The sequence below is a fragment of the Actinosynnema sp. CS-041913 genome (assembly GCF_050942485.1).
In the GTDB taxonomy this organism is placed as follows: domain Bacteria; phylum Actinomycetota; class Actinomycetes; order Mycobacteriales; family Pseudonocardiaceae; genus Actinosynnema.
Genome location: NZ_CP192037.1, coordinates 3,267,339 through 3,284,272, shown reverse-complemented (window position 1 = coordinate 3,284,272; position 16,934 = coordinate 3,267,339). Strand labels below are relative to the sequence as shown.

Below are 16,934 nucleotides of genomic sequence, written 5' to 3'. Positions count from 1 at the left end.
TCCGCGGTACCGGCGCCGATCAGCACCCGGCACCGCGGACACCCCGCCGTCAGGGCGGCCCATCCCCTCTCCGGCCGCCCTGACGGCATCCCGCACCCCGACGACAAGACCACGAGGGCCACCATGACCAGTACTCGACGCGTCTGGCTGACACCGCACGCCCACCGGCGGCTGCGGGCCGAACTCGCCGACCTGCTCGCGAGCGGCGCCGCCCCGGTCCTCGGCGAGACCACCGACCAGGACGACCGCGACCCGACCCGGCGACAGCAGCGCCAGGGACGCATCCGCGAGATCCAGGACCTGCTGAACGACGCCGTCGTCGGCCAGGACCCGCCCGACGACGGGGTCGCCGAGCCAGGCATGGTGCTCACCGTCCGCTACGACGACACCGGAGACACAGAGACCTTCCTGCTGGGCACGCGCGCCGCGGAGCACGGCGACATCGAGGTCTACTCCCCCGCCTCGCCCCTGGGCGCCGCGCTGACCGGCGCACGCCGGGGCGAACAGCGCGCCTACCGCGTCCCCGACGGCGGCACCGTCCGGGTCACGCTGGTCGAAGCCGTCCCCTACGGACACCACCGCGCCGCAAGCCGTTGACCGCGCGATCACGCGAGGCCTCCGCGGCGGTCAGGTCGCAGGGGTGATGACGAACCTGCTCTTCACCAGTGCGGGCACGCGCTGGAGGGAGATGGTCAGGTTCTGCGCGGGCACGTCGTAGCGGGTCCGCGCCAAGCGCACGGTGAGCGCCTCCAGCAGTCCGATCGTGGCGGGTTCGCCGGGGCAGCGATGACCTGGTCGCGGGGTCGCCGCCGCCCTGCGGGATGAGGTCGAAGGCGCCGACGGGGCGGTCCACGAACCGCTGTGGCCGGAACGCGTAGGGATCGCCCCACAGGCCGGCGTCGTGGTGCTGCCCGAAGACGTCCAGCAGCACCAGGGAGCCGGCCGGGATCGGCTCGCCGCGCCACTCCAGGTCGCGCACCGCCCGGCCGCCGAGGAACGGGGCGAACGGGTAGAACCGGCGCAGTTCGTGCGCGAACGCGGTGGCGAACTCCGGCTCGCCCGAAGCCAGCCGCTCGCGGTGCGCGGGCCACCGGTGCAGCGCGTGCCCGGCGAACATGACGAACCAGCAGACGGCGACGGTCGGCCGCAGCACGTTCAACAGCTCCACCGCGGCCACCCGCGAGTCGAGCAGCCCGCCGCCGGCGTCCCGGTGGTGGGCGACCTCGTCCAGCGCCGACCGCGCCGAGGCCGGCTCCACGCCGCTCCGCGCCTCCTCGATCAACCCGGCCAGCCACCTCTCCCGGCGGTCGCGGGCCTTCCGCGCCCGCCAGTGGCGCGGACCGGGGGTGGCGAACCCGTCGACCATCGCGGTGACGTCACGTGCGACGGCGTCGTCCAGCGGGACGCCGGCCCACCGGCACACCGCCCTGGTCAGCACGCGGCTCGCCGCGTCGAACAGCACCACGTCCCGGCCCGGCCGCCAGGACGCGACCGCGTCGTCCCAGGCCTCGCACGCGTGGGCGGCCAGGTCCGCCACACCGCCCGGGGTCAGCACCGAGAGGAACAACGCCTTGCGGCGCCGGTGCTCGACCGAGTCCAAGGTGTGCACGGCTCCGTGGCCGAACAGCGTGCTCAGCACCGGGCCGGGGATGGCCGTGCGGCGCTGGACGTGGTCCTCGTCGTAGAAGTACCGCGCCGCCTCCGGCCCGCACAGGACCGCCGCCCGCTGCCCCAGCACGCGGGTGTGCGCGACGCCCGCCGGCGCGTCCCGCCGCAGACCGGGCAGCCAGCGGTAACCGTGGGCGAGCAGGGCTGCCGTCTGGTCGACGAGAGGTGTCCGCATGGGCTGGGATGCCCTCCGCGCGGTGCCGGAAACGCCGTTGGTGGCGATCCCGGGTCCACAGTCGACAGTGGAGCGGCGCCTCCTCGGACGGGTTCCGGTCAGCGCTTCGGCGGCAGTCCGGACAGTTCGCCGCTGGTGACCAGTTCCTCGGCGAGACCGCGCAGCTTGGTGTTGGTGTGCTGGCTGACGCGGGTGAGCAGGGCGAACGCCTGGTCCCCGGTGAGCTTGTAGCGCTCCATCAGGATGCCTTTGGCCTGGCCGATCAGGTCGCGGGTGTGCAGGGCCTGGACCAGTTCCTGCTGGCGCTGCGCGGCGGCCAACGCGACCGCGGCGTGCGTGGCGAACAGCATGCCGACTTGAATGGACTCGTCGTCGAACGCCTCGCTGCGCAGCGCGTACAGGTTCAGCGCCCCCAGGTCGTCCCCGGCGACGAAGAGCTGGAACGACAGCATGCTGCCCACCCCGAGATCGCGGGCCCGTTCGGTGAACAGCGGCCACCGGGGCTCGGTCGCGAGATCGGCCGCGAGCACGGTCTTGTCGTCGTAGAGGGCGGCCAGGCACGGCCCCTGCCCGGTCTCGTACTGGATTGCGTCGATCTTGTGCACGAGTTGGTCCGACGCCGCCACGGTGTCCACCTCCCGCCGCTCGCGGATCGTGGTGACCCCGGCCTGCTCCGCGCCCGGAACGGTGCCCACGGCCGCGAGCACCATCTCGTCCAGCGTCTCCTGCGGGTTGTCCTGCTGCTGGAGAGCACGCGCCAACTCCGCGAGCCTGCTCGCGACACCCGGCCAACCGGTGCCCTCCGGCGTAGCCTCGGGACTCGCCTGGTCGTCGGTCATGTGGCCTCCTCGGCGACCGGGTTACCCGCGCAGCCGGAGGCGAATGCCGACGAACGGACGAAAGCGCCGCCGATCTCCGGGAGGTGACAGCCCGCCACGAACTCCGCACGCGACACCTCGCCAGGAACTCCGGGGCGTGACATCACGCCCGTGGGGGAACCCTTCCCGCGCTACCGATCCGGGAGATCGCCATGAGCGCACAGACGCCACCGCCCGGCCGCGCGCAGCGGCAACCGGTGACCGCCCTACCGCCGCGGAACGGCCTGACCCGGAGCGTCACCGCGCTGGTCCGGCTGGGCTCGGCGATGCGTGGCGCCCGCCTGTTCCACCCGCGCGGCGTGGTGTTCCGCGCCGTGTTCTCGGTGACCGGGACGCAGTACCACGGCGTGCCGCTGCTGGACGAGCCGGGCGAGCACCCGGCGCTCGTGCGCCTGTCCAAGGCCGTCTCGACCCCGCGCGGCCTGCCGGACGTGTTGGGCCTGGCCGTCCGCATCGAGGACGCCGGCGGCGAGGGCGTCCCGCTGGACCTGGCACTGGCGACCACCGGCAGCCGGGCCGGCCTGCGCCACCTGCTGACGCCCCGCCGCGACTTCGCCACCACGTACACGTCGCTGCTGCCGTACCAGGTCGGCGGCCGGCGCCTCATGCTGGCCGCCGTGCCCGCCGACCCGGCCCGCCACCTGCCGGTCGACCTGGCGGAACTGCCCGAGGCAGCCGGACCGCTGGCGTTCCGGCTCATGGTGGCCGAGGTGACCGGGCCGTGGCGGCCGGTCGCGACCCTCACCTTGACCGGACCCGCCCCGGACGTCGACCCGAGCTTCGACGTCACCGCCCACGCGCTGGACCGGTTCCACCCGGACGGCCGGCTCAACCGGCTGCGCGGCCCCGCCTACCGAGCCTCCCAGCGGGCCCGGGGAGTGGCCGGGTAGTCGTGCCGGCGCACCGCCGGCACGCCGGTCGCCGAACCCTGCGATCATGGGGCGCCGCCCACACCGGAAGTCCACCCGCGCAAGACCGACCCGGGCGCCCCGCACGCGACCGGAGGCACCCGAGATGAGCGCACGTTTCCAGGAACTCGACTGGCGCCGGACGCCCCTGGGCGAACTCGTCCTGCGCCGGCGCTGGGATCCCGCGTTCGACCGCGAGGTCCACGAGATCAAGCTCAACGACGAGTTCCTGATGTCGAGCCTGTTCACCGTCTCCGAGGTGGAACTGGCCCGCCTGGCGCTGGCCGGCCTGCCCGCGCCGCTCGACGTGGTGGTGGGCGGCCTGGGCCTCGGCTACACCGCGCGCACCGTGCTGGAGCACCCGGCCGTGCGCTCGGTGCTGGTCGTCGACGCGCTCGCCGAAGTCATCGAATGGCACCGCCGAGGCCTGTTGCCCGGCGGCGAGGAACTGGCCGCCGACCCCCGCTGCGAACTCGTCCACGGCGACTTCTTCGAGATGTCCCGCACGGGATTCGACCCGGCGGAACCCGACCGCCGGTTCCACGCGGTCATCGTCGACATCGACCACTCGCCAAGCCACCTGCTGCACCCGGACAACGCCGACTTCTACCGACCCGACGGACTCCGCCGCCTGGCGGCACGGCTCCACCCCGGCGGCGTGTTCGCGCTGTGGTCCAACGAACCACCGGACGACGACTACACCGCGGCGCTCGGCCGCCACTTCGCTCACGCAACCGCCGAGATCGTCCGCTTCCCCAACCCCTTGCAGCAACGCGAGGCCACCAGCACCGTCTACCTCGCGCGCACCGCCGACTCGCCCGGGGCCTCGTAGAGGCCGTCGATCAGCGGGAACAGGTCGACGGTGGTGTGGTCGTCGGCTACCACGTACCGACTGGCGTCCTGGAAGTAGAGCGATTCCGGCACGCCGTCACGGCCGACGTTGATCACGCGCTCCGCCGGGTAGAGGCCGAGTACCGGCAACCCGCTGCTGGACTGGTCGATGCGTCGTTGCACTCGCTGCGCGTGCTGGAGGATCGGGAACTCCGCGTAACGGTCGACCATCATCGCCAGTGCCCGCCCGCCGGTGTCGTGGATGCCGATCGCCCTCAGCACCTCCACGGTGTAGCTCATCTCCCATAGCTGGTCGCGATCGCGCGGGGGTTGGACGCGTTGCAGCACTTCCCACACCGGGTCGGCGGCGGCCTGTACCGCCACGAGGTCCCTGATGGGCGGCATCCGGCTGCCGGTGCCCGACACCGCGTCACGGAGGCGCTGCGCCAGCGGGTCGAGCCCCGGCGCGGTGCGGACCGCGACGTCGGCGCGGCGGACGGAGTCCAGAGTGGTGCGCAGTCGGGCGCGGAACGCGCCGGTGAGCTGGGTGTGCCGGGCGTCGACCAGGTCGAACCACCGCAGCATGAGGTCGGCGCGGACGTGTCCGCGCCGGAAGGCGTCGAGGAGGTAGCAGTAGTACTGGACCCGCGGCACGTCGATGGTGACCGTCGTGGGGAGGTCGGCGGGCAGCACGGCGAGCAGATCGGCGATCACCCGCGATTGGCGGACGATGGCCTCGCGTTCGTACACCGACAGTTCGTCATCGGCGACGATCCTCCGCAACGGGCCGGTCAGCCGCCCCACTCCGGGGTGGAGCAGCGCCGGGCTGTCGCCGCGCTCGTCGGTGAACCGCACGGTCGCTGAGCTGTACAGGCAGACGCCCGTGACCAGGTCGAGCCGCGCCGCGTCGGTGACCGCGCCGGTCAGCTTCTTGGCGCCTCTGAGGTGCAGGTAGTGCCGCCGATCCCGGAGCCAGGTCTCGGTGAAGATCGCCTGCGTCGCGTGCCGGCCGCTCTCCAGGCAGAGCGCTCCGGTTCCGGCGGTGAGGTGGTCGGTGCCGAAATAGGCGCCCAGCTCGGCCATCCGCCGTCTCGCACGCTCGGCCGCGGCACACCCGGCATCTCCGCCACCGGGAGCGGGCACGGCGGAGTCCGCGAACGAGACGAACCACATTCCGTTCACCCCGGGCACCGGCCAGGAACGCGTATTCGAAGGTACCCGGTGTCTTTTCAACACCGATGGTCTACCGTGCCCCTCGGGTGGGTGGAGAATGAATATCTCGTCGGCCTCTGCCGGTGCATCGACTCGCGCCGGGCGGCCACCTCCTCCGGTGGCAGCGGGAAGGTGGGAAGACCGAGGGGCGGACATGCTACCTCCTGAACAGGACAGCTTGGGAAGTCAGGACTTCGCATCCGTCTCGCGGGTCATCGAGTCCTTTACCACGCGGGCCATTTCCAGGCACAGGTCGTCCAGTGGCCCCGTAATGTCCTGGGTATTCATCGCCGCCGAGGAAAGTTCGTCCAATCTCGTGCGCACGGCGATGACACGCGGATCCTTGCCCGATTCGGCATCCAGCAACTCGAGGGCCCGGCGCGCCCCGTCCATGCAGCGGAAGTGCCCGTAATCCGGAGGCTCGTCCAGCAATCCACGCGCGGAACTCAGCAGGTAGCTCGCCAAGAGCGCCAGCCCCTCACGCACGCGAGGAGGCATCGCGTCGTCCGTAGACCTCATAACTCACCACCTCCTCCCTGGGACGCCGTTGTGATCGCTCCGGCTCGGCGGCCGGATAGCCGACCGGCACGATCAGCATCGGCTCCAGGTGGTCCGGCAGTTCCAGCAGGAGGCACAGGGGCGCGACCCGGAAACTGCTCACCGGACATGCCCCCAGGCCGTGCGCGTGAGCGGCCAGCAGGAAGTTCTCCACGGCCATCGACACGCACAACCGCCCGGCGCTCGATATCATCGAGCCCTTGTACCGGAACGTGTCGAAGCAGGCGACCAAGAGCAGCGCGGGCGAGCCGATGACCCCTGGGGAAAAGGCCCTGAGCTGTGCCACCCGTCTGGGATCGCGCACTACCACGAATGCCCAAGCCTGGAGGTTCCCGCCGGTCGGCGCGGACAGGAGGGCGTCCAGCATCGACTCCACCACGTCATCGTCCACCCGCTTTTCCGTGTAGTCGCGCACAACGCTGCGAGTCTTCAGGACGCGCACGAAGTCGGTCGGCGAATACGCCGGTGTTCGCTTTTCCGGGGAAGCGTCGACAGTCACCCGCGTCGGGTAGCCACTCCGCCGTCGACCACACCCGGGACGACCGCCACCGACCCGGATTCACTCATCCAGGTGGCTTTCACCTGATTCTCGGCGTGACCGGCCCGGCGTTCCCGGTGTACCGATCGCCCGGCCGGGTAAGCCAGGTGGGAGGCGCGTTCAGCGGACCCGCCGTCGAACGAGTGGAGGAGGCGGACATGCCTGATCCCGGAAGCCACAAGTACGACATCCGGCGCACGCGGCTGCGAGCCGAGTTCGACGACCACGGCGTCCCGGACCAGCACGCCGACCGGGCCGCGAACGAGCAGTTGCAGCGCGAGCACCCGCCGCGCGCGGTCGGCGAGCGGGCGTCGGGGCCGCTGGGCGGGGGCGGCGGCGTGGCGGCGGACGGCGGCCTCGACCTGCGCAGCGCGGCGTTCAGCGGGCACACCATGATCCCGGACCGGTACTCGCGGGACGGCGGTGACACGTCGCCGCCGTTGCAGTGGTCGGACGTGCCGCCGGGGACCGAGGAGTCGGTGCTGCTCTGCGAGGACCCGGACGCGCCCGCCGGCACGTTCACGCACTGGGTGGTGGTCGGCATCCCGGCCGACGTGACGGCGGTCGGGGAAGGCGCGGTGCCGGAAGGGGCGGCGGTCGGCCGCAACGGCTACGGCGAGTTGGGCTGGGGCGGCCCGCGACCGCCGATCGGCGACGAACCGCACCGGTACTTCTTCCGCCTGTACGCCGTGGACCGGCCACTGGGGCTCGGCGAGGGCGTCACGGCCGACGACGTGCGCGCCGCGATCGAGGGCCGCGTCCTCGCCGGCGGCACCCTCGTGGGGCTGTTCGGCCGGTGATCGAGTCGAAGGGTCGGCACGGCGGTCGCCTCTCGGCGGTTGGCACGGCGCGGCTCCCGAAGGTATTCCGCGGCGGCTGTGAGGTGGGGCCCGGGGACACGAACCGCACCGACCGCCTCGTACAACGGCGCGGGCGGGCGTGATGTTCCCGCCGGGTGGTGTCCTCGGTCTCACCCCGGGAGTGGACGGCCGCCGGTTCGGGAGGACGTGGTGACGCGGTACCGGGACGAGGTGGTGGCGCTGGCCGCGCCGCTGGAGGACGCGGGCGGTTTCGACGTGCTGGTCGACCGCGTGGGCGACGCGCGGGTGGTGATGCTGGGCGAGGCCAGCCACGGCACGCACGAGTTCTACCGGTGGCGTGCGGTGCTGACGCGGCGGCTGATCGAGGAGAGGGGCTTCTCGTTCGTCGCCGTGGAGGGTGACTGGCCCGACTGCGACCGGGTGGACCGCGCCGTCCGCTGTTCGCCGGACGCGCCCGGCGACCCGCGTCGGGCGTTGGCCGCGTTCGAGCGGTGGCCGACGTGGATGTGGGCCAACGAGGAGGTCGCCGACTTCTGCCGGTGGCTGCGCGCCCGCAACGCCGGACTGGACGAGGACCGGCGCACCGGTTTCCACGGCCTGGACGTGTACTCGCTGTGGGAGTCGCTGCGCGAGATCCTGGTCCACCTGCGGGAGCACGACCCGGCCGAGGTGCCCGCGGCGCTGGAGGCCTACCGGTGCTTCGAGCCGTACGGCGAGAGCGCCCGGGACTACGCGATGGCCACCCGGCTGGTGCCCGCCGGTTGCGAGACCGAGGTCGCCGACCTGCTGGTGCGGCTGCGGCAGCGGGCCGCCGGTGACGGCGGCGCGTTCGGGGCCTGGCAGAACGCCGAGGTGGTCGCCGGCGCCGAGCGCTACTACCGGGCGATGCTCGGCGGCGGGCGCGAGTCGTGGAACGTGCGTGACCGGCACATGGACGACACCCTCGCCCGACTGCTGTCCCACTACGGACCACGCTCGAAGGCAGTGGTGTGGGCGCACAACACGCACGTGGGCGACGCCCGCGCCACCGGCATGGCCGGTCGCGGCGAGGTCAACATCGGTCAACTCGCCCGCGAGCGGCACGGCGACGACCAGGTCGTGCTCGTGGGGTTCGGCAGCCACCGCGGCACCGTGATCGCCGGTGACGCCTGGGGCGCGCCGATGCGCGAGATGCCCGTGCCGCCGGCCCGGCCGGGTTCACTGGAAGACGTCCTGCACGACGCCGCGCCCCGGCGGGCCCTGCTGGTCTTCCCCCTCGACGACCAGCCCGACCTGCTCACCGCCGAACTCGGCCACCGCGCGATCGGCGTGGTCTACCACCCGGAACGCGACCGGTGGAGCAACTACGTGCCGACCATCCCCGGTGACCGTTACGACGCGTTCCTCTGGTTCGACGAGACCCGGGCATTGCACCCCCTGAACACACGGCAGGTCGACGTCCTGGAACCGGAGACCTACCCGACCGGCACCTGATCGGAGCGCACCGCGCCGACCGGCACGCCGGTCTTCCCGGACCGGCAGGCGGCGCGGGGCCGCGATCTGGCGCACCGACCCGATGCGTGGTCCCATTGGACACAGCGTCGGGCACCGGAACCTCCCCCGCTGTGGCGTCCGACGTCCGTGGTTGACGCGGGCGACCAGAGGCAATCCCGACACCGACGAGCGCGACCTCGCCGGCGGACGGACCACGTCGCGTTCACCAGGGAGGTGAGGCCGTGGGCGACGCGAGCGCCGGTCCGTACGCAGGCGACGACGGGGCATGGCACGGGGTGCTCAGCAAGATCATCAACGGCTCGCACCTGGCCACCGCCGACGACCTGGCGGACATCATCGACGACGCGACCGCGCCGGTCGGCGTGACGGTGCGGCTCTTCCTGGTGGACCTCGGCCAGCAGCAGCTACACCCGCTCGATCCCGCGGCGGGGCCGTCACTACAGGTCGCCTCCCCCGCCGCCGGCCGGGCCTACCGGGACGTGGAGATCGTGGCGGTCGACACGCCGCCGCAGCTATGGCTCCCGGTGCTCAACGGCACCGAACGGCTGGGCGTGGCGCACATGACCCTGCCCGCCGGAGCCGACCCGGAGGACAAGCGGCTGCGCGCGCAGTGCTGGACCCTGATCGGCCTGGTCGGGCATCTGATCCAGTCCAAGCAGCACTACAGCGACCTGTTCCACGTCGTGCGCCGCACGAAGCCGCTGTCCGTGGCGTCGGAGCTGCTGTGGCAGCTCTTGCCGCCGCAGACGTTCGCCTGCGAACGGCTCGTGGTCACGGCCGTGATGGAGCCCTACGACCAGGTCGGCGGCGACGGCTACGACTACGCGGTCGACGCCGACCGCGCGTACCTCTCCGTCTTCGACGCCATGGGCCACGACATGAGCGCCGGCCTGACCACCGCCGTGGCGCTGGCCGCGACCCGCAACGCCCGCCGCAACGGCCTGGACCTCGCCGAAGCCGCCGTGCTGGCGGACCGGGACATCCTCGGGCAGAACCCGCCCGACCGGATGCGGTTCGCCACCGCCCTGCTCGCCCGGCTCGACCTGGCCACCGGCAAGCTGGACTACCTCAACGCCGGCCACCCGCCGCCGGTGCTGCTCCGCGACGGGAAGATGGCGACCCTGCTCGACGGTCCGGTGCGCCCGCCGCTCGGCCTGGGCCACCTCGTCCCGGCCGAGCCGGAGCAGCTTGCCGAGCAGCTCCGCCCGGGCGACCGGGTGCTGTTCCACAGCGACGGCGTCACCGAGGCCCGCAGCCCGGAGGGCGAGCTGTTCGGACTCGACCGCCTGGTCGAACTCACCGAACGCCACGAAGCCGCCGGGCTGCCGGCGCCCGAGACGCTGCGCCGCATCACCCGCGCCGTCCTGGAGCACCAGCGCGGCCGGCTCCAGGACGACGCCACCCTGCTCATGCTGGAGTGGAGCCCCGGCGGCGCGCAGGCGCTGCCGCCCACGATCTGACCCGACCCGGCCGGCAGGACCCCGGGACCAGGGCCCTGCCGGCGCCGGTCAGCCGCCGAGGATGACGTCGGAGCAGGTGTAGAACGCCTCACCGCTGTCCGGGTGGTGGCGCTGCCAGATCGAGTAGATCAGGTGACGGCCGGTGCGACCGCCGGGCAGGTTCGCCGTCAACTGGTAGGCGCCGCCGGCCACCGGCGGGTTGAGCTTCTGGTAGAACGGCGTGTCTTCCAGATCCGACCACTTCAGGGGCCGGGTCGGGTCGTAGCCCGGCTTCGTCAGGTACAGCTCGAACGTGCCGGGGTGCCGGGCGGTCGCCTTGTACGCGAAAGTGACCTGGCCGCTGGCGGGCAGGGTGGTGGCGGGCCAGTCCGCGCGGGGCAGGTCGATGCCCTTGTACTTGTCCCGGCCGGCGCTGCACAGCTTGCCGTCCGGGATGATCTCGCGGCTTCTCCCGTTGGCGTTGGGCTGGTTGACCTCGTCCCAGTCGTACAGCGGCCAGCTCTCCCCGACCTGCACCGCGGCCTTGCACGCGGCGGACTTCGGGTTCTCCGGGCCCTCGCTGAAGCAGCGGTAGATCCGGCTGGCCGGGTTGCTCATCGAGCCGTGCGCGTGCGCGGGCACGACGACCACCGCGGTCATCGTCACGAAGGCGCCGGTCAGCGCCGCCAGGACGGCGGCCGAGCGTCGGAACTGCATCACGGTCTCCCCTTCCGCGGCGGCCGGGCTTGTTCACGCGAGAAGGTCTAGACCATTCTCGCGCCTCCGCGGGCGATCGCGCCACCCGTCCGTTCGTGGGACGTGCGGACCCGCGCCACCGGGGTCCGGGGTTTCGGCCGGCGGGCCTCGGCAACTCTGCGTTCATGTCGATGACCGAGTCGCTGCGCCGTGTCCGTGACGCCTACGCCGGTGACGAGGAGCGCCCGCTCGCCGGGTACCTGGCCTCGCTGGGCACGTACGCCGCGCTGGTCGGTGTCGCGGCGCTGGTCGGCAGGCGGCGCGGGGTCCGGCTGCCCGAGCGGTTCTCGGCGGGTGACGTGGTGCTGCTGTCGGTGGCGACGCACAAGGCGAGTCGGCTGTTGACCAAGAGTTCGGTGACCAGCGTGCTGCGGGCGCCGTTCACCCGGTACGCCGGCGCGGCGGGTGAGGCCGAGGTCCACGAGTCGGTCCGGCACGACGGCGGGCGGCACGCCGTGGGCGAGCTGGTGACGTGCCCGTTCTGCTCGGGGGTGTGGGTCGCCGGCGCACTCGTGGCGGGCCGGGTGTTCGCGCCGCGGGTCACCCGGCTGGTGATGACCGCGTTGACCGCCGTCGCCGCGTCCGACTGGCTGCACATCGGTTACGACCACGCCAAGCAGGTGTCGGCGGTCCCGTCCTGACCCGGACCACCGACGGGTCCTCCCGCCGACCGCCGACCGCCGACCGCCGCCGACCCTCCAACCGTCGACCTCCGACTCCAACCGTCGACCTCGGCGACCGGCGGCCGGCCCTGCGACGGATGCCGACGTGTCGCGACCCACCGTTTGCGCCGATCGCCTTCCGGGTAAGCCCATAAGGCGTCAAGCAGCCGGCGCGGACCGGATCCGAGACCGTGCGGTGGGTGCTATGGACGTGGATTTCGACTTTGCGCTGTCCCGGGAACTGCGGTGGTACGTGGGGCTGGTCGCGACGGGACTCGGCTTGAGCGGCGACGGCTCGTACACCGACACCGAGCCGCCCGCCTCCGCCTACCTCGCGCTGGACGGCCGGCTGCCCGCCTTCCCCGAGCGGGACCTCGCCCTGCTGTGGGACGAGCGGCTCGGGTGGTCGGCGGCGGTGGAGACGCACAGCGGCGAGGACCTGATCGTGCTGGCCTACCTCGGCCACGACGCCGTGCCGGCTCCCGAAGCGGTGGCCGCGTTCGTCGCCGAGCTGATCCGCGACCACCGCCCCGGCGACCCCCGCCCCGTCCACCTGCGCACGGCCGACCACCACGACCTGTGGACCCGGTTACGCGCCGCGAACCGCGGGCAGGCGCCTCGGGTTCCGCTGTGCGAGGCGAGCACCCTCCAAGCACCGGAGGAGCAGCTCAACGCCCGCAGCACGGAACACCACGGCCTCGTCGTCACCGCCGTGAGCGGCGAGATCGACAAGGCCACGGTCGGCCTGCTGCGCGCCGAACTGACGACCCAACTGGCCAAGCGCCCGCACCTGCTGGCGGTCGACCTGGACGGCGTCACGTTCCTCGGTGCCGCGGGCATCTCGCTGCTGATCGACATCAGCGCCCGCGCCCGCCGCGATCACACGAGGCTCGCCGTCGTGGCCCGACGCCGCAACGTCGTCAACCCGATCCTGGTCACCCGGGCGGACCTCGTCCTGTCCGTGCACCCCACGCTGGACGCGGCCGTCACGTCCGCGCCGGCGTTGCAGCGCGGGGCCTGAGCAGGCGGGCCCGACCACGACCGGTGACCGGTCACCCGCCACGACACCCCCGACCCGGCAGGGTTCCCGGCCCGAGGTGTACCGGCGGAGGGCACGGGTAGGCCACTGCGTGAGGAGGACGACATGAGCAAGCAGCGAACACGGGAGAAGGGCAACCGGACGCCCGACACCCCTGACGTGAACGAGAGCGAACTCGCCGGGATGACCGTCGCCGAACTGCGCGGGAAGGCGGTGGAACTCGGCATCAGCGGCACGCACGACATGCGCAAGGACGACCTCGTGCACGCGGTCGCCGAAGCCATGAGCGGCGGTGGCACGCCACGGCCACGCAGTGAGGGCGATGCCGGCGGCGGTGTCCGGACCGGCAAGGACACCTCGAAGAGCCTGCGCTACTCCCAGGAGGTCACCTCACCCGACAACGAGCCGGAACGACCCGGCCGCAGCCTCGTGACCACCAGCCACGACGTCATCCGGCAGTGGGCGGAACAACGCGACGCGAGGCCGGCCACCGTCGAGGGCACCGAGCACGACGGCCATCTCGGCGTGCTGCGGTTCGACTTCCCCGGCTACGGCGGCGACGAGCTGCAACGGGTGGACTGGGACGAGTGGTTCGCGACCTTCGACGAGCGCCGGCTGAACTTCATCTACCAGGAACAGCGCTCGGACGGCGCGCAGAGCAACTTCTTCCGCCTGGAGAGCCCGGACCGCGAGGACGGCTGAACGGTCGCACGGACGGTCTGCTCCGCCGGGCAGGCCGTTCGTGGTCGCCCGAGCACACCCGGCGACCCGGGCGCGCACGGCAAGCCAGGCCAACGCGGACGCTGGTTGATCAACGGTTCCGCGTCGGCCGGGCCCGGCCCGCCGAAACGGGCCTTCCGTGCAGTACGCGCGCGCACTGCCCTTCGGGGCTACCCGGATGTGCGAGGCGTACACCGCCTGGAGCGATATTTGATCAAAAGCCGTTCCGGAGCGGCACGTCGAGGATGTGCTCGACCCACACGTTCGGCTCCGCGTAGACGCCGACATCCATCGCCCTCGATGCCAGCACCGGCACGAGCCCGCCCGCCACGACGTTCGGCCCGTCGACGAACGCCTCCCCCGCCCACGCCTCCCACTGGGCCGTTCCAGAGCGTCCTCGACCGCCCACAGGATGATCCCGTCCCACCCGTGGTCCGGCAGTTTCCGGCGCTCGGCATCGGGAAACACCAACGGCACGCCGACCGCCCGCGCCACCGGAACACCACCGTCGAGCACCACCAGGGAGTACTCGGCCAGCGGACCGACATTCTACTGTGGACAGTGGCGTGCACCCGGGCCGCGGATCGGCGTTCGCGGCGGGCTACCGGGGACCGAGTCCGGTCTTCCCGTCGAGCAGCTCTCGTGCGGCGTCGAGGTGGCCCGCGTGGCGGGCGGTCTCCTCGATCATGTGCAGCACGATCCGGCGCAGGTCGGTGGTCTCCTTGCCGAGCGGGTCCGGGTGACGGCCCCGGGGCGGCGTCGACAGCGGAGTGGCGGCGAGCGCGGCGTCGGACCGCTCGCATTGGGCGCGGTAGAACGCGAACACCACGGACGGCGGTCGCGGAGTGGTCAGCGGCAGGTGGTCGTCCGGCCACGGCAGTGGTTCCGCCGAGCCGGTGAGGATTTCCTGGAACCAGTGCCGCTCGGCGTGGCCGAGGTGTTCGACGAGGCCCAGCGGGGTCCACCCCGAGGGCAGGACGGGGGTTGTCAGCGCTTCGGCGTCGAGGCCGTCGACGATCGCCAGCACGCTGGCGCGCTGCGCGTTCAGGAACATCGACAATGCGGCCTTCTCGCCGTCGTCGTCCATCGGGTCCGCGCCCCTGCCTGCCGGGTCGTGAGGTCTCGCGGCACGCTAACAGGCGACACCGACACGGCGCGGAGGATTGCCGCGTCGGATGGCTCAAGCCGGTGCTACTGGCGGTAGTTCTCGACCTGGCCGGGTGGGCGCACGTCCGCGCTGTCCGGGTCCTGGCCCGCGGACTGGCGGGCGCGGCGCTGCCGCAGGAGGTCCCAGCACTGGTCCAGGGCCACTTCCAGGTCACGCAGCCGCGTCTGCTCCTCCTCCGGGGCCAGCTCGCCCGCCACCACCCGTTCCCGCAACTCGTGCTCCTCGGCGACCAGGTCGCTGATCCGGGTGTGGATCTCGGTGTCCGTCATACGACCAGCGTAGGCAGGCCCGGACGGGTCCGCCAACGGGCGACCGGGAGGCGGAAATCCGCACCGTGCAGAGGCAACAAGCGCCCACCACCGTCAGGTTGGCAGTGCTCCTGCGCCGGCCCGTGCGCACTGCCGGCAGGCACGGGCCGAGGAGGCGACCACCCCGTGCGCCAGTGCGGCGAGCACGCCGGCGAGCGAGGTGAGCGGCCAGTCGGTCGACAGGATCGAGGTGACGCCGAGCGCCAGGGTGGCGAGTGCCATGCCCGCGGCGGCGGCGGTCGCGGTCCAGGCGACGGCCGTCGGCAGCCGGTGCGGTGTCGGCAGCAGGCGGGTGAGCGGGCCGGTGGCCGTCAGCGCCGTCACGGCCAGCAGGCCGGCGGCGGTCGCCACGGCGGCGAGGTGGGCGGCCAGCGCGCCCAGCCGCCAGTCCGGGTCACGGGCGGCGAGGTGCACCAGGAGTTGGCACGCGACCAGGATCGGCACGGCGACGGCGGCGACGCGGGCCGTGCGGCGGGTCTGCGCGATGGTCAGCTCCCGTTGGAACCACGGCGCGACCTCGTCGGCGGCGCCGAAGTCCCGCACCGCGCGGTGGGCCGCCTGGCCGTGGGGCACGCCGAAGCGGGTCTGCGCCTCCACGGCGTCGGCGAGGCCCTCGCGGACTTCCCGCATCATCACGGCTTTCGCGCGGGCCGGGCCGTGCAGGGACGTGGCCAGCGTGGCGAGGTAGTCCTCCACCGGGTCGGCGTGCTGCGCGGTGTTCACGTGGCACTCCTCGCGGGCACGGCCGAGTCGGGCATGGCCGAACCGAGCACGGCCGAGTCGGGCATGGCCGAACCGAGCACGGCGCTGATCGCGGCGGTGAACTGCTGCCACGTCGACCGCTCGGCGGCCAGGCCGCGCCGCCCGGCGTCGGTGAGTTCGTAACACCGCCGGGGCCGGTCGGCCACCGGCTGCCAGCCGCTGCGCAGCAGTCCCAGCCGCTCCAACCGGCTCAGCGCCGGGTAGACCGTGCCGGTGCGCAGCTCCAAGACGCCGCCGCTGCGCTGCTGGACGGCGGTGATGACCGCGTAGCCGTGCAGCGGCCCCGGTTCGAGCACCGCCAGGAGCAGCGCGTCCAGGTGCCCGCGCACCGCGTCCGTCCTCATAGGTTGGCAGCCTACACCGTAGGTGTGGTACCTATTGGCAGCCAACATATGTTGCCTGCCTACCCAAGGAGACGCGGTGGCCAAGCTGTGGCTCTCGTTGCACGTGCTCGTCGCGATCATCGCCATCGGCCCCATCGCCGTGGCCGCGTCGCTGTTCCCCCGCTTCGCGCGGGAGTCGCCGACCGGTGTCGCGGCCTTCCTGCACCGGACCTGCCGCACGTACGCGATCATCGGCATCGCCGTGCCCGTCTTCGGCATCGTCACCGGCGCGCGGATGGGGGTCCTCGGTGACGCGTGGCTGGTGACGTCCGTGGTGCTGACCGCGCTCGCGGCGGGCCTGCTGGTGCTGGGCATCCTGCCGGTCCAGCGCCGGGTGCTCGCCGGCGGGACCGGTGCGCGGCTCGCCATGACGACCGGCCTGTTCAACCTGCTGTGGGCGGTCGTCGTCGTGCTGATGATCGTCCGGCCCGGCTCCACGACCGGAGCGTGATGCCCGGCTCAGTAGGCCATGAACAGGATCTCGTCACGGGAGTAGTCGTGGCCCGGGTGGTTCTCCTTGAGGTGCTGCTGGGTCTTCGCCACGAGGTCGTCCTCGTCCTTGCCGGCGATCTGCTCCCCGCAGGGGCACGTGATGTTCCGCTTCATCGCATCCT

Annotated in this window: 22 protein-coding genes; 10 read left to right on the top strand and 12 right to left on the bottom strand. The window is 72.5% G+C overall.

The window, feature by feature from the left end:
* The first annotated feature begins 123 nt into the window (after positions 1-123).
* A complete protein-coding gene (locus tag ACQPZF_RS15750; protein ID WP_433272198.1) occupies positions 124-597 on the top strand; it encodes a GreA/GreB family elongation factor in 474 nt (157 codons plus the stop codon).
* Here ACQPZF_RS15750 and ACQPZF_RS15745 read toward each other — a convergent pair.
* Positions 545-1,843 carry a cytochrome P450 gene (locus ACQPZF_RS15745; RefSeq protein WP_433272196.1) on the bottom strand — a complete coding sequence of 433 codons (1,299 nt, stop codon included), beginning with the start codon at positions 1,841-1,843 and terminating at the stop codon, positions 545-547. The two genes, ACQPZF_RS15750 and ACQPZF_RS15745, sit on opposite strands and share 53 nt — an antisense overlap.
* 98 nt (positions 1,844-1,941) lie before the next feature.
* Positions 1,942-2,682 (bottom strand): GAF and ANTAR domain-containing protein, encoded by a 741-nt coding sequence (locus ACQPZF_RS15740; protein ID WP_433272194.1) that lies wholly within the window; start codon positions 2,680-2,682, stop codon positions 1,942-1,944.
* A 191-nt stretch (positions 2,683-2,873) separates the two neighbouring features.
* On the opposite strand from ACQPZF_RS15740, the gene ACQPZF_RS15735 reads away from it, so the two are divergent.
* Both ACQPZF_RS15735 and ACQPZF_RS15730 read left to right on the top strand, forming a co-directional pair.
* A complete protein-coding gene (locus ACQPZF_RS15735; protein WP_433272191.1) occupies positions 2,874-3,611 on the top strand; it encodes a hypothetical protein in 738 nt (245 codons plus the stop codon).
* A gap of 124 nt (positions 3,612-3,735) precedes the next feature.
* Complete coding sequence (locus ACQPZF_RS15730; RefSeq protein ID WP_433272189.1) at positions 3,736-4,461, top strand: spermidine synthase; 726 nt, start codon at positions 3,736-3,738, stop codon at positions 4,459-4,461.
* On the opposite strand, the gene ACQPZF_RS15725 is transcribed toward ACQPZF_RS15730, so the two are convergent.
* The 3 genes from ACQPZF_RS15725 to ACQPZF_RS15715 form a co-directional block, all read right to left on the bottom strand.
* Positions 4,422-5,642, bottom strand: coding sequence for a hypothetical protein (locus tag ACQPZF_RS15725; RefSeq protein WP_433272187.1), 1,221 nt, complete (start codon positions 5,640-5,642; stop codon positions 4,422-4,424). The two genes, ACQPZF_RS15730 and ACQPZF_RS15725, sit on opposite strands and share 40 nt — an antisense overlap.
* Before the next feature lie 216 nt (positions 5,643-5,858).
* On the bottom strand, positions 5,859-6,158 hold the full coding sequence (locus ACQPZF_RS15720) for a DUF6092 family protein (protein ID WP_433272185.1): 300 nt from the start codon (positions 6,156-6,158) through the stop codon (positions 5,859-5,861).
* A complete protein-coding gene (locus ACQPZF_RS15715; RefSeq protein ID WP_433274575.1) occupies positions 6,151-6,672 on the bottom strand; it encodes a nitroreductase family protein in 522 nt (173 codons plus the stop codon). Before ACQPZF_RS15715 ends, ACQPZF_RS15720 begins: the two co-directional genes overlap by 8 nt.
* Before the next feature lie 416 nt (positions 6,673-7,088).
* On the opposite strand from ACQPZF_RS15715, the gene ACQPZF_RS15710 reads away from it, so the two are divergent.
* From ACQPZF_RS15710 to ACQPZF_RS15700, 3 genes are all read left to right on the top strand, one after another.
* Complete coding sequence (locus ACQPZF_RS15710; protein WP_433274573.1) at positions 7,089-7,568, top strand: YbhB/YbcL family Raf kinase inhibitor-like protein; 480 nt, start codon at positions 7,089-7,091, stop codon at positions 7,566-7,568.
* Positions 7,569-7,778: 210 nt separating this feature from the next.
* Positions 7,779-9,062, top strand: coding sequence for an erythromycin esterase family protein (locus ACQPZF_RS15705; protein WP_433272183.1), 1,284 nt, complete (start codon positions 7,779-7,781; stop codon positions 9,060-9,062).
* Positions 9,063-9,304: 242 nt separating this feature from the next.
* Positions 9,305-10,543: a PP2C family protein-serine/threonine phosphatase gene (locus ACQPZF_RS15700; protein ID WP_433272181.1), complete on the top strand. Its 1,239-nt coding sequence runs from the start codon at positions 9,305-9,307 to the stop codon at positions 10,541-10,543.
* Positions 10,544-10,591: 48 nt separating this feature from the next.
* On the opposite strand, the gene ACQPZF_RS15695 is transcribed toward ACQPZF_RS15700, so the two are convergent.
* The gene (locus ACQPZF_RS15695; protein ID WP_433272179.1) at positions 10,592-11,239 is read right to left on the bottom strand and encodes a lytic polysaccharide monooxygenase auxiliary activity family 9 protein; all 648 of its coding nucleotides are present in this window, start codon (positions 11,237-11,239) and stop codon (positions 10,592-10,594) included.
* 164 nt (positions 11,240-11,403) lie between these two features.
* On the opposite strand from ACQPZF_RS15695, the gene ACQPZF_RS15690 reads away from it, so the two are divergent.
* The 3 genes from ACQPZF_RS15690 to ACQPZF_RS15680 all read left to right on the top strand — a co-directional run bounded on the left by ACQPZF_RS15690 (position 11,404) and on the right by ACQPZF_RS15680 (position 13,681).
* On the top strand, positions 11,404-11,919 hold the full coding sequence (locus ACQPZF_RS15690) for a DUF1360 domain-containing protein (protein ID WP_433272178.1): 516 nt from the start codon (positions 11,404-11,406) through the stop codon (positions 11,917-11,919).
* A 232-nt stretch (positions 11,920-12,151) separates the two neighbouring features.
* Positions 12,152-12,961 (top strand): DUF6292 family protein, encoded by an 810-nt coding sequence (locus tag ACQPZF_RS15685; RefSeq protein WP_433272176.1) that lies wholly within the window; start codon positions 12,152-12,154, stop codon positions 12,959-12,961.
* 123 nt (positions 12,962-13,084) lie between these two features.
* Positions 13,085-13,681 (top strand): Rho termination factor N-terminal domain-containing protein, encoded by a 597-nt coding sequence (locus ACQPZF_RS15680; protein WP_433272175.1) that lies wholly within the window; start codon positions 13,085-13,087, stop codon positions 13,679-13,681.
* 232 nt (positions 13,682-13,913) lie between these two features.
* Here the strand turns inward: ACQPZF_RS15680 and ACQPZF_RS15675 are convergent, their stop codons facing one another.
* From ACQPZF_RS15675 to ACQPZF_RS15655, 5 genes are all read right to left on the bottom strand, one after another.
* The gene (locus tag ACQPZF_RS15675; RefSeq protein ID WP_433272173.1) at positions 13,914-14,108 is read right to left on the bottom strand and encodes a hypothetical protein; all 195 of its coding nucleotides are present in this window, start codon (positions 14,106-14,108) and stop codon (positions 13,914-13,916) included.
* A gap of 192 nt (positions 14,109-14,300) precedes the next feature.
* Positions 14,301-14,786 (bottom strand): DinB family protein, encoded by a 486-nt coding sequence (locus ACQPZF_RS15670; RefSeq protein ID WP_433272171.1) that lies wholly within the window; start codon positions 14,784-14,786, stop codon positions 14,301-14,303.
* A gap of 104 nt (positions 14,787-14,890) precedes the next feature.
* Positions 14,891-15,136 (bottom strand): DUF2630 family protein, encoded by a 246-nt coding sequence (locus ACQPZF_RS15665; protein ID WP_433272169.1) that lies wholly within the window; start codon positions 15,134-15,136, stop codon positions 14,891-14,893.
* A gap of 93 nt (positions 15,137-15,229) precedes the next feature.
* Positions 15,230-15,898, bottom strand: a complete 669-nt coding sequence (locus tag ACQPZF_RS15660) for a permease prefix domain 1-containing protein (RefSeq protein WP_433272166.1) — start codon at positions 15,896-15,898, stop codon at positions 15,230-15,232.
* On the bottom strand, positions 15,895-16,281 hold the full coding sequence (locus ACQPZF_RS15655; RefSeq protein WP_433272164.1) for a PadR family transcriptional regulator: 387 nt from the start codon (positions 16,279-16,281) through the stop codon (positions 15,895-15,897). The genes ACQPZF_RS15660 and ACQPZF_RS15655 overlap by 4 nt, the downstream gene beginning before the upstream one ends.
* Before the next feature lie 76 nt (positions 16,282-16,357).
* Between ACQPZF_RS15655 and ACQPZF_RS15650 the strand changes: the two genes are divergently transcribed.
* Entirely contained in the window at positions 16,358-16,771 is a 414-nt protein-coding gene (locus tag ACQPZF_RS15650) for a hypothetical protein (protein ID WP_433272163.1), read from the top strand.
* 8 nt (positions 16,772-16,779) lie between these two features.
* Here ACQPZF_RS15650 and ACQPZF_RS15645 read toward each other — a convergent pair whose 3' ends face one another.
* Positions 16,780-16,926 carry a DUF1059 domain-containing protein gene (locus ACQPZF_RS15645; RefSeq protein WP_433272162.1) on the bottom strand — a complete coding sequence of 49 codons (147 nt, stop codon included), beginning with the start codon at positions 16,924-16,926 and terminating at the stop codon, positions 16,780-16,782.
* Positions 16,927-16,934 lie beyond the last annotated feature (8 nt).

Excerpts from the sequence above, each read along its gene's own strand:
- ACQPZF_RS15750 (WP_433272198.1), top strand. The coding sequence starts at position 124 with ATGACCAGTACTCGACGCGTCTGGCTGACACCGCACGCCCACCGGCGG.
- ACQPZF_RS15745 (WP_433272196.1), bottom strand. The coding sequence starts at position 1,843 with ATGCGGACACCTCTCGTCGACCAGACGGCAGCCCTGCTCGCCCACGGT.
- ACQPZF_RS15740 (WP_433272194.1), bottom strand. The coding sequence starts at position 2,682 with ATGACCGACGACCAGGCGAGTCCCGAGGCTACGCCGGAGGGCACCGGT.
- ACQPZF_RS15735 (WP_433272191.1), top strand. The coding sequence starts at position 2,874 with ATGAGCGCACAGACGCCACCGCCCGGCCGCGCGCAGCGGCAACCGGTG.
- ACQPZF_RS15730 (WP_433272189.1), top strand. The coding sequence starts at position 3,736 with ATGAGCGCACGTTTCCAGGAACTCGACTGGCGCCGGACGCCCCTGGGC.
- ACQPZF_RS15695 (WP_433272179.1), bottom strand. The coding sequence starts at position 11,239 with ATGCAGTTCCGACGCTCGGCCGCCGTCCTGGCGGCGCTGACCGGCGCC.
- ACQPZF_RS15690 (WP_433272178.1), top strand. The coding sequence starts at position 11,404 with ATGTCGATGACCGAGTCGCTGCGCCGTGTCCGTGACGCCTACGCCGGT.
- ACQPZF_RS15680 (WP_433272175.1), top strand. The coding sequence starts at position 13,085 with ATGAGCAAGCAGCGAACACGGGAGAAGGGCAACCGGACGCCCGACACC.
- ACQPZF_RS15670 (WP_433272171.1), bottom strand. The coding sequence starts at position 14,786 with ATGGACGACGACGGCGAGAAGGCCGCATTGTCGATGTTCCTGAACGCG.
- ACQPZF_RS15665 (WP_433272169.1), bottom strand. The coding sequence starts at position 15,136 with ATGACGGACACCGAGATCCACACCCGGATCAGCGACCTGGTCGCCGAG.
- ACQPZF_RS15655 (WP_433272164.1), bottom strand. The coding sequence starts at position 16,281 with ATGAGGACGGACGCGGTGCGCGGGCACCTGGACGCGCTGCTCCTGGCG.
- ACQPZF_RS15645 (WP_433272162.1), bottom strand. The coding sequence starts at position 16,926 with ATGAAGCGGAACATCACGTGCCCCTGCGGGGAGCAGATCGCCGGCAAG.